The sequence below is a fragment of the Halomonas elongata DSM 2581 genome (genome assembly GCF_000196875.2).
Lineage (GTDB): Bacteria > Pseudomonadota > Gammaproteobacteria > Pseudomonadales > Halomonadaceae > Halomonas > Halomonas elongata.
This window is the reverse complement of the sequence record NC_014532.2, coordinates 3,787,985-3,802,663: the sequence shown is the minus strand read 5'-3', so window position 1 is coordinate 3,802,663 and position 14,679 is coordinate 3,787,985. Positions and strand designations below refer to the sequence as shown.

Annotated in this window: 12 protein-coding genes; 10 read left to right on the top strand and 2 right to left on the bottom strand. The window is 63.6% G+C overall.

Annotated elements, in window-relative coordinates; genetic code table 11:
- Positions 1-14: 14 nt before the first annotated feature.
- Positions 15-1,010 carry an inositol 2-dehydrogenase gene (gene iolG / locus HELO_RS17830; RefSeq protein WP_013333993.1) on the bottom strand — a complete coding sequence of 332 codons (996 nt, stop codon included), beginning with the start codon at positions 1,008-1,010 and terminating at the stop codon, positions 15-17.
- 44 nt (positions 1,011-1,054) lie between these two features.
- On the bottom strand, positions 1,055-1,918 hold the full coding sequence (locus tag HELO_RS17825) for a MurR/RpiR family transcriptional regulator (RefSeq protein WP_013333992.1): 864 nt from the start codon (positions 1,916-1,918) through the stop codon (positions 1,055-1,057).
- Positions 1,919-2,124: 206 nt separating this feature from the next.
- Between HELO_RS17825 and HELO_RS17820 the strand changes: the two genes are divergently transcribed.
- The 10 genes from HELO_RS17820 (at position 2,125) to HELO_RS17775 (ending at position 14,659) form a co-directional block, all read left to right on the top strand.
- Positions 2,125-3,063: a sugar ABC transporter substrate-binding protein gene (locus HELO_RS17820; RefSeq protein WP_013333991.1), complete on the top strand. Its 939-nt coding sequence runs from the start codon at positions 2,125-2,127 to the stop codon at positions 3,061-3,063.
- A gap of 52 nt (positions 3,064-3,115) precedes the next feature.
- Positions 3,116-4,240, top strand: a complete 1,125-nt coding sequence (locus HELO_RS17815) for an ABC transporter permease (RefSeq protein WP_013333990.1) — start codon at positions 3,116-3,118, stop codon at positions 4,238-4,240.
- 1 nt (position 4,241) lies between these two features.
- Positions 4,242-5,093 carry an ATP-binding cassette domain-containing protein gene (locus tag HELO_RS17810; protein ID WP_013333989.1) on the top strand — a complete coding sequence of 284 codons (852 nt, stop codon included), beginning with the start codon at positions 4,242-4,244 and terminating at the stop codon, positions 5,091-5,093.
- Between the two features lie 14 nt (positions 5,094-5,107).
- Positions 5,108-5,905, top strand: a complete 798-nt coding sequence (locus HELO_RS17805) for a TIM barrel protein (RefSeq protein WP_013333988.1) — start codon at positions 5,108-5,110, stop codon at positions 5,903-5,905.
- A gap of 96 nt (positions 5,906-6,001) precedes the next feature.
- Positions 6,002-7,948: a bifunctional 5-dehydro-2-deoxygluconokinase/5-dehydro-2-deoxyphosphogluconate aldolase gene (locus HELO_RS17800; RefSeq protein ID WP_013333987.1), complete on the top strand. Its 1,947-nt coding sequence runs from the start codon at positions 6,002-6,004 to the stop codon at positions 7,946-7,948.
- 1 nt (position 7,949) lies between these two features.
- Positions 7,950-9,797, top strand: a complete 1,848-nt coding sequence (iolD, locus tag HELO_RS17795) for a 3D-(3,5/4)-trihydroxycyclohexane-1,2-dione acylhydrolase (decyclizing) (protein ID WP_013333986.1) — start codon at positions 7,950-7,952, stop codon at positions 9,795-9,797.
- An 89-nt stretch (positions 9,798-9,886) separates the two neighbouring features.
- Positions 9,887-10,789, top strand: a complete 903-nt coding sequence (gene iolE / locus HELO_RS17790) for a myo-inosose-2 dehydratase (protein WP_013333985.1) — start codon at positions 9,887-9,889, stop codon at positions 10,787-10,789.
- A gap of 54 nt (positions 10,790-10,843) precedes the next feature.
- Entirely contained in the window at positions 10,844-12,346 is a 1,503-nt protein-coding gene (locus HELO_RS17785) for a CoA-acylating methylmalonate-semialdehyde dehydrogenase (RefSeq protein ID WP_013333984.1), read from the top strand.
- A gap of 72 nt (positions 12,347-12,418) precedes the next feature.
- Positions 12,419-13,549, top strand: a complete 1,131-nt coding sequence (locus tag HELO_RS17780; RefSeq protein WP_013333983.1) for a Gfo/Idh/MocA family protein — start codon at positions 12,419-12,421, stop codon at positions 13,547-13,549.
- Between the two features lie 159 nt (positions 13,550-13,708).
- The gene (locus HELO_RS17775; RefSeq protein WP_013333982.1) at positions 13,709-14,659 is read left to right on the top strand and encodes a TAXI family TRAP transporter solute-binding subunit; all 951 of its coding nucleotides are present in this window, start codon (positions 13,709-13,711) and stop codon (positions 14,657-14,659) included.
- Positions 14,660-14,679 lie beyond the last annotated feature (20 nt).

The window sequence follows — 14,679 nt, the reverse complement described above, 5'->3', positions numbered from 1 at the left end:
AGTCGTCGTGGCTCTCAGTCGATCTCGTCAAGCGTGATGCGACGGCCCTCGTGGCGCGAGCGTTCGGCTGCTTCGGCCAGGCGTAGTGCCTGGAGACCGTCGTCGGCACCTGCTAACGGGGCGCGTTGTTGTTTCCAGGCGTCGACGAAATCGTCGATCTCGTGGCGATAGGCCTCGGCATAGCGTTCCAGAAAGAACCACTTGGGCTTGCCTTCCACCTGGCCGGGCTCGCCGGTGAAGCGCAGTCGGGTGTCGCTCTCGTTCTGAGCCTGGAGCATGCCGGCGCTGCCGAAGGCCTCGATACGCTGGTCGTAGCCGTAGCAGGCGCGTCGCGAATTGCTGATATGGCAGAGCCGGCCGCTGTTGGTGATCAGGGTGACCATGGCGGTATCCACGTCGCCGGCTGCGCCGATGCCGGGGTCGATCAGGCAACTTCCCTCGGCGTGAACCTCGGCAATGGGTTCATTCAGCAGCCAGCGGGCCATGTCGAAGTCATGGATTGTCATGTCACGGAATATGCCGCCAGAGGCGCCGATGTATTCGGTGGGTGGCGGTGCCGGGTCACGGCTGATGATGGTGAGTGTCTCGAGATTACCGATCCGGCCTTCCATCACGGCGCGCTTTAGGGCGGCGAACTGTGGGTCATGACGACGATTGAACCCCAGGGCGCAGGTCACCGGATGCGACTCCAGCACCCGGAGTGCCTCGACGGTGCGGGCCAGGTCGAGAGCGATGGGCTTCTCGCAGAGCACGGCCTTGCCGGCGCGAGCTGCGCGTTCCAGATAGTCGGCATGGGTCGGTGTGCTCGAGGCGATCAGTACGGCATCGATCTCGTCATCTTCGAAGACGGTATCGGCATCGAGCGTCCGGGCGCCGTACTCGGCGGCCAGGGCCTCGGCAGCCGGAGCATGGAAGTCAGCCACGGCGGCCAGGGTGACCTCGGGGTGCTCGTCGATGGCACGGGCATGAACCTTGCCGATGCGCCCGGCGCCGATCAGGGCGAGTCTCATGGCGGTGTCCTCTCGTTATCGGTGAATGGTCGTGTGCTGTCCGATCACACTTGCCCCGCATCGCTGTCAGACGAGGGGTGATCCCTGGCCTTGTCCTGGCGCATGCCCAGTGAGATGGCCAGGGTCTGGGTCAGGCACAGTGATGCGGTCAGGCCGCGGAAGCTCTTGACCTCTGCTTCGTGCACCACCAGCGAGACGTCGGCGATGCGGGCCAGGGGACTGAGATTGGAGTCGGTGATCACCACCAGCGGGACACCGCGCTTGCGGGCCTCGTCTGCCATTTCACGTGTTTCCTGGGCATAGGGCGAGAAGCTCACCACCAGCAAGGCATCGTCATCGCCAATGGCCTTGAGTTGTTCGCCATACATTCCACCCAGGCCATTGACCAGGAAGGTGCGCTTGTCGATGTGATGCAGCGCATAAGTCATGTAGCTGGCCACCACGAAACTGCGCCGCGCCCCCATCACGTGGATGGCACTAGCTTGCTCGAAGATGTCCAGGGCGCGCTCCAGGTGGCGCGGGTCAATGCGACTCGGCAGTTGTTCCAGTACCTCGCGATTGGCGTCGGCAAATTCCCAGAGCAACTGGGTGCTGTCCGGGGTCTCGCCGGTGGCAGAACGCACGGCGTGGATACGCTCGTTGTAGTTGGGCAACTCGTCCACCAGCCGCGAGCGAAACAGTCGTTGCATCTCGGAGAAGCCGGTGAACCCGAAACTGTTGGCAAAGCGGATCAGGGTCGAGGGTGTCACGTCGGCCTGTTCGGCAAGCTGGGCGACGGTAGCGAAGGCCACCTCCTGGGGGTGGTCGAGCAGGAAACGTGCGGTCTGTTGCAAACGGCGGCTCAGAGCCGGGTAGTCGGCCGTTATGCGGGTTTCCAACTCCTCGAAATCCTGGGGTGTCTGATTCATGTGAGGTTCCTCGTCTTCGCCGCAATGGCGTTGACTTCCGGTGCGTTCGTCTCGGGGCAGTCTAGGTTAAATGGAATAAATGTTCTATTTATACCAAAGTATAGAATATTAAGTTTGATAATTCTCTTAAATGGAATCTATATTCCATGTCGTCATTGCGCAGATGTAGCTCCCACACAACGATAATCGAGAGAGGAATTTCATCCATGGCACGTCTATCACATTGGCTGCTGGCCTCGACCACCGCGGTGGCGCTCATGGCCGGCACGGTACAGGCACAAGAAGAGAACCGCTTCGTCATGGTGACCCATGGCGTTCCCTCCGACCCCTTCTGGTCCGTAGTCAAGAACGGGGCCGAGGCGGCTGCTGACACGGTAGGAGCGGAGTTGGAGTATCGCGCACCGTCTACCTTCGACATGGCCAAGATGCAGCAACTGGTCGAGGCGGCGGTGGCCTCCGCCCCGGATGGCCTGATTGTCTCCTTCACCGATGAAGATGCGCTGGGAGGCATCGTCCAGGAGGCCTCCGACAACGGCATTCCAGTGATCACCATCAACTCCGGTGGCGATGTCGCGCAGAAGTATGGGAGCCGTCTGCATGTCGGCCAGAGCGAGTATGAAGCAGGTAAACAGGCCGCCGAGCGAATGCAGGAGATGGGCGTCGAGAAGGCGGTTTGTGTCAACCACGAGCAGGGTAACCAGGGCCTCGACCAGCGTTGCGACGGCTTCCTCGAGGGGTTTGACGGCAATGCCGAGCAGTTGGCCACTACCTATGATCCGACGTCGATCCGCAATGCCATCGTCGCCTATCTCAACGAGCACAGCGATGTGCGCGGCATCCTGACGCTGGGGGCACTGGCTGCCGAACCCATGATTCAGGCCATGCGCGAGCAAGGTGCCACCGACATGTTCACGCTTGGTACTTTCGATCTCTCGCCCGGCATCCTCGAGGCTCTCGAGGCTGAAGAGCTGGATTTTGCCATCGACCAGCAACAATACCTGCAAGGCTACCTGCCGGTGATGTTCCTCGATCAGTTCGCCAGGAATGGCTTGCTGCCGGCCGGCGACGTTCCTACCGGTCCCGGTTTCGTCACTCCGGACAATGCCGCCCAGGTCCTCGAACTGAGCGAGCAGGGAATCCGCTGAACATCATCATGCATGCAAGGGCCCGCCCGGCGGGCTCCGGGAGTCGACCATCATGAAGTCCAATGCATCCCCACAAACCGACGCGGTGGCACCGCAGGATGAGCGTATCCAGAAGGTGTCGTTCTGGAAGAGGGCGTTGAGCCGTCCTGAGTTGGGCGCCCTGGCTGGTACTGTCCTGGTGCTCGCTTTCTTTATCGTGGCTGCCAGTGGCACTGGCATGTTCACGCCGGCGGGCATCGTCAATTTCCTCGAAGTGGCGGCTCAACTGGGGATCATCGCCACCGCTGCCGCCTTGCTGATGATCGGTGGCGAGTTCGATCTTTCCATTGGCTCGATGATCGGTCTGGCCGGCATTCTCATCGCCATCCCTGCCGTGGAATACGGCTGGCCCCTGTGGGCGGCCATCATACTGGCTTTCTCCTGTGCGGCTCTGGTGGGCTGGATCAATGGCAACCTGGTCAACAAGACGGGATTGCCTTCGTTCATCGTGACCCTGGGGTTCCTGTTCATCCTGCGGGGCCTGGCGATCGGGATCAGCCGCCTGCTGACTGGTCGTACCCAGATCGGCGGGATCCACGACCATATTCCGGGTGACTGGTTTGCGGCTCTCTTTTCGGGAGAGGTTGCGACCGGGCTCTTCTCCTGGATGGCCTCGCAGGGCTGGATCGCCACCAACTTTGCCGGCAACCCGGTGGTGACCGGCATCCCGGTTTCCATCGTCTGGTGGCTGGCCCTCACTGCCTTGGCGACCTGGGTGTTGCTCTGCACTCCTTACGGAAACTGGATATTCGCCAGCGGGGGGGATGCCAATGCGGCGCGCAACTCCGGTGTGCCGGTCCACCGCGTCAAGATCTCGCTGTTCATGTTCACTGCCTTATCCGCAACTGTCTTCGCCTGCCTCCAGGTGATGGATACCGGTTCGGCGGACACCATTCGCGGCTTGCTCAAGGAGTTGGAAGCGATCATCGCGGTCGTCATCGGTGGGGCGTTGCTCACCGGCGGTTACGGCTCGGCCATCGGTGCGGCACTCGGTGCTCTGATCTTCGGCCTGGTGCAGATGGGCATTTTCTACACCGGCGTCAATACCGACTGGTTCCAGGTGTTCCTGGGCGTGATGCTGCTGGTAGCCGTGCTCTTCAACAATTTCATGCGCAAGAAGGCGATGGAGGCCAAGTGAGATGAGCGAACGTACGCCCATGATCGAGATGTGCAACGTCAGCAAGCACTTCGGCAGTGTCATCGCCCTGAGCGATATCTCGGTACAAGTCCATTCCGGCGAAGTCATGTGCCTGCTGGGCGACAATGGTGCCGGCAAGTCGACCCTGATCAAGACGTTGTCGGGAGTCCATCGGCCGACCCACGGCGAGATACGCCTGAATGGCGAGCCGGCTCGCTTCAAGTCGCCGGCCTATGCCCTGGATGCCGGCATTGCCACCGTCTTCCAGGACCTGGCGATGATCCCGTTGATGTCGATCACTCGCAATTTCTTCATGGGTCGCGAGCCCACTGTGGGCTGGGGACCTCTCAAGCGCATCGACTGGAAACTGGCCGACCGTATCGCCAAGCAGGAGATGGGCAAGATCGGCATCGATGTGCGAGACCCCAGCCAGCCGGTAGGCACGCTCTCCGGTGGTGAGCGACAGTGCGTGGCGATCGCTCGCGCAGTCTACTTCGGGGCCAAGGTGTTGATTCTCGACGAGCCGACCTCGGCGCTGGGGGTCAAGCAGGCGTCGGTGGTATTGCGCTACATCGCCAAGGCGCGGGCCGACGGCCTGGCGGTGATCTTCATCACCCACAACGTTCATCACGCCTATCCGGTAGCGGACGCCTTCATCCTACTCAAGCGTGGCGGCAGTCTCGGCACCTTCCGCAAGGAAGACATCACCCGAGAGGAAGTGCTCAACATGATGGCCGGTGGTGCTGAGCTGGAGAGTCTGGACGCCGAGCTGGCCGAGTTCCAGCGCAGCGACACCGAGCGGGCCGACGCCGATACATCCGGTGTCCGGCCTCGTCTTGCTGCCGGCCAGTGAGGGGCGCGACAGCCATGAACTCATGCCAAGACACGCTCCCCTTCACCCTGGCTGCCTGCGCCGAGATGCTGTTTCGCGACCTGCCGATCACTGAAAGGGTCGCTCGGATCGATGCCCTGGGCTTCCAGGTAGAGATCTGGGACTGGAGTCGCCACGACATCAAGTCGCTGGCAGCTACCGGAGCGACGTTCTCCTCCATGACCGGCTATCTCGAGGGCACCCTGGCGGACCAGGAGGGTGCCGATCGGCTGGTGGCAACGGCCCGAGAGTCGGTTGCCGTGGCCAAGCAACTGGGGATCCCTCGACTCAACCTGCACGGCACAGGCCTCGATGGTCAGGGCTTGCCGGTCCAGCCGGGGGCCGAGATGACCGGACCCATGTGGATAAGAGCGGCGGATACGTTGCATCGACTGGCGGATCTCGGCCAGCAACATGGCGTGATGTTCGTGCTGGAAAACCTCAATACCGAGGTCGATCACCCCGGAGTGCCCTTTGCCCGTGTCGAGGACGTGCTGGCATTGGTGGAGAGTGTCGATCGCCCGGAGATACGCATCATGCTCGATCTCTATCACGCCCAGATCGGCGAGGGAAACCTGGTCGAGCTGGTGCACCGCTGTGCCCCCTATATCGGCGAGGTTCAGGTTGCCGATGTTCCGGGACGTCGTGAACCCGGCAGCGGTGAGATCCACTATCCGGCCATTGCCCGTGCACTGCAGGAAATCGGCTATCGGGGCACGGTGGGTCTGGAGAGCTGGGCCTCCGGAGACGATGAGCAGGCCCTGCGACGTTTCAGGGATGCTTTCACCCTTTAATCCCTGACTGGATAGCGTCGTGACGTCCGGACGATGGTGGGCCAGGCCTCCCGGCCACGTCGGAGCATGATACGACAAGCGATGCGGAGAAACGCTATGCAAGAGATGAAACCCGACAACAGACCGCTGGATCTGATTTGCCTTGGCCGCGTCGCCGTTGATCTCTATTCGGAGCAGGTCGGCAGCCGTCTGGAAGACGTCTCGAGCTTCGCCAAGTATCTCGGTGGCAGCTCCGGCAACATGGCTTATGGAACCGCTCGCCTGGGCCTCGAGTCGGCCATGCTGTCTCGAGTCGGCAATGAGCAGATGGGCAACTTCGTGCGCGAGGAACTCGAACGCGTGGGTGTCGATACCAGCGCCCTGCAGACCGACCCGGAGCGCCACACCGGCCTGGTGTTGCTGGCGCTCAAGGATCGCGACAGCTTCCCGCTACTGTTTTACCGTCGCGACTGTGCCGACATGGCCATCGATCATGAGGCCATCGATCCGGCCTTCATTGCCCGTGCCAAGGCGCTGGCCATCACCGGCACCCACCTGTCCGCCGACACTCCCGCCCGGGCCTGCCGCAAGGCGCTCGACGCTGCCGCCGATCATGGCGTCAAGCGGGTGCTGGATATCGATTACCGGCCGGTGCTGTGGGGCCTGACTTCCCCCGGCGACGGCGAAACGCGCTTTATCGCCGACGACAAGGTGACCACCGATCTCCAGGCCTGGCTTTCCGACTTCGACCTGATCGTCGGCACCGAGGAGGAGTTCCATATCGCCGGCGGCAGCACCGACACCCTCGAGTCGCTACGCGCGATACGCCGGATCACTGATGCGACCCTGGTGTGCAAGCTCGGCGCTCTGGGCTGCGTGGTCTTCGAGGATGAGATTCCTGACCGGATCGAGGATGGCATCCTGGTGGAAGGGGTCAAAGTCGAGGTGCTCAACGTGCTGGGCGCCGGCGACGCCTTCATGAGCGGGTTGCTCAGGGGCTGGTTGAGGGGAGAAAGCTGGGAGACCAGCGCCTCCTACGCCAACGCCTGCGGCGCCCTGGTGGTCTCGCGCCATGGCTGTGCCCCGGCCATGCCCACCGAGGAGGAATTGTTCGACTACCTGAGCCGTCGCGACACGGTGCCTCGGCCCGACCAGGACGAACGCCTCAATCATCTGCACCGGGTCACCACCCGCACGCCCGCCGACTGGCCCCAGGTCTGCGGCCTGGCCTTCGATCATCGCCGCCAGCTGACTGACATGGCCCGTGACGTCAAGGCCGACCCGGCGCGCATCCCGGCGCTCAAGCAGCTGCTGGTGCGGGCCGCCGAAGAGGGCGCGCGGCGTACCGGGCTCGACAAGCCGGCGATCCTGGTCGATGACGTCTTCGGTCAGGACGCCCTCAACGACGCCACGGGCAAGGGCTGGTGGATCGGCCGTCCGGTGGAATTGCCGAGTTCCCGACCGCTACGTTTCCAGCATGGCGACGACCTGGGCAGCCGCCTGCGGCATTGGCCACGCGAGCACATCATCAAGTGTCTGGTGTTCTACCACCCGGATGACCCGATGCCGTTGCGTCTGGAACAGGAAGCTCGGTTGCGTCAACTCCATCAGGCGGCTTGCGCCAATGGCCTGGAGCTGCTGATCGAGGTGATCCCGCCGGCCGGCATGGCAGTGGACGACACCACTCTGCCGCGTAGCCTGCAGCGGCTCTACAACCTGGGAATCCGCCCCGATTGGTGGAAGCTGCCATCCATGTCTGATACCGCCTGGGACGCGGTCAGCCGGGCCATCGACGACAAGGACCCCTATTGCCGTGGTGTGGTGTTGCTGGGCCTGGATGCCCCGATGGACGACATGAAGCGTGGTTTCGCGGCCGCCGCCCGTAACGACCGGTGCAAGGGCTTCACCGTGGGGCGAACCCTGTTTGCCGGCCCCAGCCGCGAATGGCTGGCCGGCGCCATCGACGACGCCCGGCTGATCGACCGGGTCGCCGACAACTACGCCGAATTGATCGAGGAATGGCGGCGTCTGCACAGCGTCACGTCCAGAGTGGAGGAAGCCTGACATGAACACCATTCGACTCACCATGGCCCAGGCCCTGGTCAAGTACCTGGCGGCCCAACGCATCGAATGCGAAGGCCGTGAGGTGGCATTGTTCGAGGGAGTGTTCGGTATCTTCGGTCACGGCAACGTAGCTGGCCTGGGCGAGGCGCTCTATCATGCCCGCGAGGAACTCCCCACGTATCGCGCCCACAATGAACAGACCATGGCGCATGCGGCCATCGCTTTCGCCAAGGCCAACGGCCGCCGCCGCATGATGGCAGCTACCAGTTCCATTGGCCCCGGGGCTACCAACATGGTCACTGCCGCCGCCCTGGCCCATGCCAATCGGCTGCCGATCCTGTTGCTGCCGGGAGATACGTTCGCCAGCCGTGATCCTGACCCGGTACTGCAACAGGTAGAGCATTTCGGTGATCCCACCATCACGGTCAACGACTGTTTCCGTCCGGTGTCGCGCTACTTCGACCGCATCACCCGTCCGGAGCAACTGCTGACCAGCCTGCCCCAGGCCATTGCCACGCTGCTTGATCCGGAACACTGCGGTCCGGCGACCCTGGCGTTGCCCCAGGATGTCCAGACCTTTGCCTACGACTACCCCGAGAGCTTCTTTGCGCCGCGTGTGCACCGTATTCGTCGCCCCCAGCCGGATCCCCGCGAGCTGGAAGCGGCCATCGTCGCTCTGGCCCGCTCCGAGCGGCCGCTGATCATCGCCGGTGGAGGGGTGCACTACGCTGGCGCCTGCGAGCGCCTCAGCGAGTTCGCCCGGACGCATGGCGTGCCGGTGGCCGAGACCCAGGCCGGCAAGGGCGCTTTGCCCGATACTCATCCCTGTGCGGTGGGAGCCATCGGCGTCACCGGAAGCGAGGCTGCCAATCATCTGGCCAGGGAGGCAGACCTGATCCTGGCCGTGGGTACCCGCCTGCAGGACTTCACCACCGGTTCGCGGGCACTCTTCGAACGCGATGATCTGACCCTGGTGGCCCTGAACGTGGGGCGCTTCGATAGCCAGAAACATCATGCCCTGCCGTTGACCGGCGATGCTTTCGACGGGCTGGAGGCGCTGGACACCGGCTTGGCGGACTGGCGACTCTCCGCTGCCTGGCAGGAAAGGGCCGATAACCTCAAGCGCGAATGGGCTGAGGTGGTGGCGCGTGTTACCGCCGATGAGGGGGCTGAGTTACCCACCGATGCCCAGGTGATCGGCGCCGTGAACCGGCAGGCTGGTGAGGACGGTACTGTCGTCTGCGCCGCCGGCGGTCTGCCGGGTGAACTGCACAAGCTGTGGCGGTGCGCCGGTCCCGGCAGCTATCACGTGGAGTACGGCTATTCCTGCATGGGCTATGAGATTGCGGGTGGCCTGGGAGTCAAGATGGCTCGTCCCGATCGAGAGGTGTTCGTGATGGTGGGGGACGGCTCTTACCTGATGCACAACTCGGAGCTCGCCACCTCGGTGATGCTGGGTCAAAAGCTGGTCGTGGTCGTGCTCGACAACCGAGGCTTTGGCTGTATCAACCGCTTGCAACGGGGCACTGGCGGCGCCGGTTTCAACAACCTGCTCGACGATTGCCTGACTATCGAGGGCGGCGCGCCCAAGACAGATTTCGCCGCCCATGCCCGTGCGCTGGGCTGCGAGGCCGAGAGCGTGCGCGGCATCCAGGCCTTGGAAGACGCGCTGGTACGTGCCCGTCAGGCCGATACCACCTACGTCATTGCTCTGGACACCGATCCCTTGCCCAGCACTTCAGAAGGCGGCGCCTGGTGGGAGGTGGCAGTTCCCGAAGTCTCGGCGCGCGAGCCAGTCAACGAGGCCTATGCAAGTTATCGCGAGGCCAAGCGACGCCAGCACCGCTGATTGCCGACTGCCTGATGGTTCGTCGACTTTTCCGCTTACTCGAAAAGGGAGGGCGGGCCGTGTGGCCTGCCCGATGAAGGAGTTCATACATGCCCATCGTACGCCTGGGGATCAATCCCCTGACCTGGACCAACGACGACCTGCCGAGCCTGGGCGGGGATACGCCGCTCGAGACCTGTCTCTCGGAGGGACGCGAGGCAGGCTTCAGCGGCTTCGAGCTGGGCCACAAGTTCCCGCGGACCCCGGACGCCCTTTCCAGGGTGCTGGGAGAGCATGATCTGTCGCTGGTTTCCGGCTGGTACTCCAGTCGGCTGCTGGAGCGTAGCCCGGAGGAGGAGATCGAGGCGGTCAGGGACCATCTCGAATTGCTCAAGGCCTGCGGCGCTACGGTCATGGTGTTCTGCGAGGTGACTCAGTGCATCCATGGCGATCGGGACATCCCGCTGTCCCGTCGGCCGCATCTCGGCGACGCCGACTGGCAGCGCCTCACCGAGGGGCTGAACGTGGTCGGTGACTATCTCAAGGAGCAGGGCGTGCATCTGGCCTATCACCATCATCTGGGCACAGTGGTGGAAAGTCAGGCCGACGTCGAGCGGTTGATGGACTGCACTCGCGACTCGGTGGGACTGCTGCTCGACTTCGGCCACCTGGTGGGTGCCAATGGTGACCCCTTGGCCATCGCCCGTCGGCACGCCTCGCGAATTCGGCACGTGCACTGCAAGGATATGCGCTTTTCGGTCCGCGAGGCACTGCGCAATCGTGACAAGAGCTTTCTGGACGGGGTGCTCGATGGTCTGTTCACCGTGCCGGGCGATGGTGACATCGACTTCCTGCCCACCCTCGAGCATCTCCGCGAGAGCGGCTACCGGGGCTGGTTGGTAGTCGAAGCCGAACAGGATCCCGAGGTGGCCCATCCGCTGACCTATGCTCGCCTGGGCTACAACAATCTGCATGCCCTGGCCGAAGGGGCCGGTTTCACCATCGAGAAATGAGCGTGCGGGCGCGCTGCGCCCCGCGGCATAACGCATCCGTCAGAAGGTAACGTCATGAACCAGATTCACCACTACATCAATGGTTGCAGCGTCGACGGGCGCAGCGAGCGCTTCGCTCCGGTCTACAACCCCGCCACCGGCGAGCAGAGTGCCCAGGTAGCCCTCGCCTCCGCCGACGAGACTCGCGGGGCGGTACGTGCTGCCGACGAGGCCTTCGCGACCTGGTCGAAGATCACGCCGCTCAAGCGTGCGCGCATCCTGTTCCGCTTCAAGGCGCTGGTCGAGGAACATGCCGACGAGCTGGCGCGGTTGATCTCCAGCGAGCACGGCAAGGTGTTCTCCGATGCCAAGGGCGAAGTGACCCGCGGCCTGGAAGTGGTGGAGTTCGCCTGCGGCATCCCGCACCTGCAGAAAGGCGAGCATTCCATGAACGTGGGCACCGGGGTGGACAGCTACTCCATGATGCAGCCGCTGGGCGTCTGTGCCGGCATCTCGCCGTTCAACTTCCCGGCCATGGTGCCGATGTGGATGTTCCCCATCGCGCTGGCCTGCGGCAACACCTTCGTGATGAAGCCCTCCGAGAAGGATCCCTCCACGCCGATGCGTCTGGCCGAGCTGCTCACCGAGGCTGGCTTGCCCGACGGCGTGTTCAACGTGGTCAATGGTGACAAGGAGTCGGTGGACGTACTGCTCACCGACGAGCGCGTCCAGGCGGTGAGCTTCGTCGGTTCGACGCCGATCGCCGAAACCATCTACGCCACGGCATCCGCACATGGTAAGCGGGTCCAGGCCTTGGGCGGCGCCAAGAACCACATGGTGATCATGCCCGATGCCGACCTGGATCAGGCCGTCGGCGCGCTGATGGGGGCTGCCTATGGCTCCGCCGGAGAGCGTTGCATGGCGATCTCGGTGGCCGTGCCGGTGGGCGAGGAGACCGCGCAACGCCTGCGCGACAAGCTGGTCGCCGAGCTCGACAAGCTGAGTGTCGGGCCGGGTCTCGTCGATGGCCCGGACAACGACATGGGCCCGCTGGTCACCAGGGAGCACCTGGAGAAGGTCAAGGGCTATATCCAGGCCGGTGTGGATGAGGGGGCCGAACTGGTGGTCGACGGTCGCGAGACGGCGATCGAAGGGGCCGGTGATGGCTTCTTCGTGGGCGGCTCGCTTTTCGACCACGTCAAGCCTGGCATGCGCATCCACAGCGAGGAGATCTTCGGGCCGGTGCTGGCCATCGCCCGGGCGGCGAGTTTCGACGAGGCCGTGTCGATGATCAACGACCATGAGTTCGGCAATGGCACCGCCATCTTCACTCGCGACGGCGATGCTGCCCGCCAGTACTGCGAGCAGATCCAGGTGGGCATGGTAGGCGTCAACGTGCCGATCCCGGTGCCGATGGCCTTCCACAGCTTCGGCGGCTGGAAGCGCTCGTTGTTCGGTCCGCTGCACATGCACGGCCCCGATGGCGTGCGTTTCTATACGCGCATGAAGACCATCACCCAGCGCTGGCCGAGTGGCATTCGCGAGGAGACCAATCACTTCACCATGCCGACGCTCTGAAGTACGCCACTCCCAACCCCAGGCCGCCGGGCCGGGAAGCCCGGCGTCGCCATATCATGTGAGGATGACAGGATGGCAGACCTCAAGTTCGGCTTGATCGGCACCGGCTTCATGGGCAAGGCCCATGCTATCGCTCTGAAAGCGGCGCCCACCGTCTTTTCCCTGCCAGCCTTCCCGGTCTGTGAACTGCTCGCCGAGGTCGATGACGAACAGGCAGTCCGCAAGGCGCGGGAACTGGGATTCGCTCGCTCCACCGGAGACTGGAAGGCCCTGGTGGAGGATCCGGATGTGGATGTGGTGGATATCTGCGCACCCAATTTTCTGCACAAGGAGATGGCCCTGGCCGCCATTGCTGCGGGCAAGCATGTCTACGCCGAGAAGCCGCTGGCACTCTCCGCTGTCGATGCCCAGGCGATGGTCGAGGCCGCGGAGGCCGCCGGTGTGAAGACCCTGGTGGGCTTCAACTATATCCGCAATTCGGCCACCCAACTGGCCCGAGAGATCGTGCAGAGCGGTGAGATCGGTGAACTGGTTCATTTCCGGGGCCGCCACAACGAGGATTACCTGGCCGATCCGACCAAGCCCCATGACTGGCACACCCGGCGCGCCACCGCCGGGGCTGGCGCCCTGGGGGATCTGGGCTCACATATCCTCAACATGGCGGAATATCTCACCGGTCAACGCATCGGTGAGGTATGTGGCCAGCTGCAGACGGTGATCCCCCAGCGAGCGTTGCCCGACGGTGGCGGTGGTATGGAAGAGGTCGAGAACGACGACCAGGCCCAGGCGCTGTTACGTTTCGATGGTGGCCTGATCGGCAACCTGGAAACATCGCGGGTGGCTACCGGGCGCAAGATGGGATTGGCCTATACCCTCACCGGTACCAGGGGCTCGATCATCTTCGACCAGGAGCGCATGAGTGAGCTGCAGCTCTATAAACACACGGGGCCCGAAGGACGTCGTGGTTTCAGCACACTGCTGATCGGTCCTGAACACCCGGATTACGCGGCCTTCAGCCCCGCTCCAGGGCATGGTCTGGGCTACAACGACCAGAAGATCATCGAGATTCGCGACCTGGTGGAAGGCATCGTGGGCGACAGGCCCCTCTACCCGAATTTTCGGGAAGCGGCACGGGTCAATCGCCTGATCGAGGCCATCGAGCGTTCGCATCTCGAGGGCAATTGGGTATCCGTTTCCGGCTAGGCACTGTTCAGACGCATCTCGAGGGCAGCGGTCGCATGGCGTCCTTGCGTCATGTCGAATATGCTGGCGAGCGGGCATTTCCAATGCCCGTGGCGGCAGGCTGCGGGCGATCAATAACGAGGCACTGGCCCGGTGCTCGACATGCAGCTGGAGACATTCATGCGTCATTTCCCGCGGTTTCTCGCGGCGCTCGCCGCCCTCTGGCTGGGCGCCGCCTCTCTGACGGCGTCGGCCGACACGCGCATCACCTACAAGTCTGCCTCCGCCGGCACGGCCTACTATCAGATGGGAGTGGAACTGTCCGAGGCCATCAAGGCCGGCACCGACGGTGCCATGACCCTGACCCTGGAGGAGAGCCAGGGATCGGTCCAGAACGTCATGGAGGTGATGGCTCGCCAGGGCAACTATGTGTTCACCACGCCGCCCTCGCTGGCGGCCAAGGCGGTGGCCGGCGAGGGGCCCTTTGCCGAGCGTCGGCATCCACGCTTCCAGGAGATCCGCGGGCTCTTCCCGATCCCCTCGCTGACCATGCACCTGGTGGTGGCCGGGGAACAGGACACTCTGCGTCTGGAGGAACTGGCGGGTAAGCACCTGCTGATCGGTCAGGGGTCCTTCGGGGCCCGTGAGGCCGCGCGCTATCTCGAGCTGTTCGGTCTCACCGATGAGGTCGAGGTCGACGATGCCGATGTGGGCAGTGCACCGGACGCACTCAAGAACGGCCAGATCGATGCCTTCGCCACAGCCGGTTCCTTCCCCGCGCCCAATGTGATCGAGACCGCAGCCAGCATGCCGGTGGGGCTGGTGTCGATGACCGAGGAGCAGATCGCCGAGACCGGCGCGACGCCGCAGAAGATTCCGGCTGGCACCTACGCGGGCATCGACGAACCGGTGATGACGACATCGCTGCCGGTGGCCGCCTACACGACCACCGGTATGGACGATGACACCGCCTATACCCTGACGAAGACATTCTGGGAACGACGCGAGGCCATGGCCGAGAGCTCGCCCTGGTGGCGCAGCGTGTCGCCCTCGATGCTCGCCAACATGCGGGGTGAGTTGCATCCCGGCGCGCGGCGTTACTATGAGGAAGCCGGTATCGAGGTTCCCTGAGCGTGGTGCTTGCCCGAGCC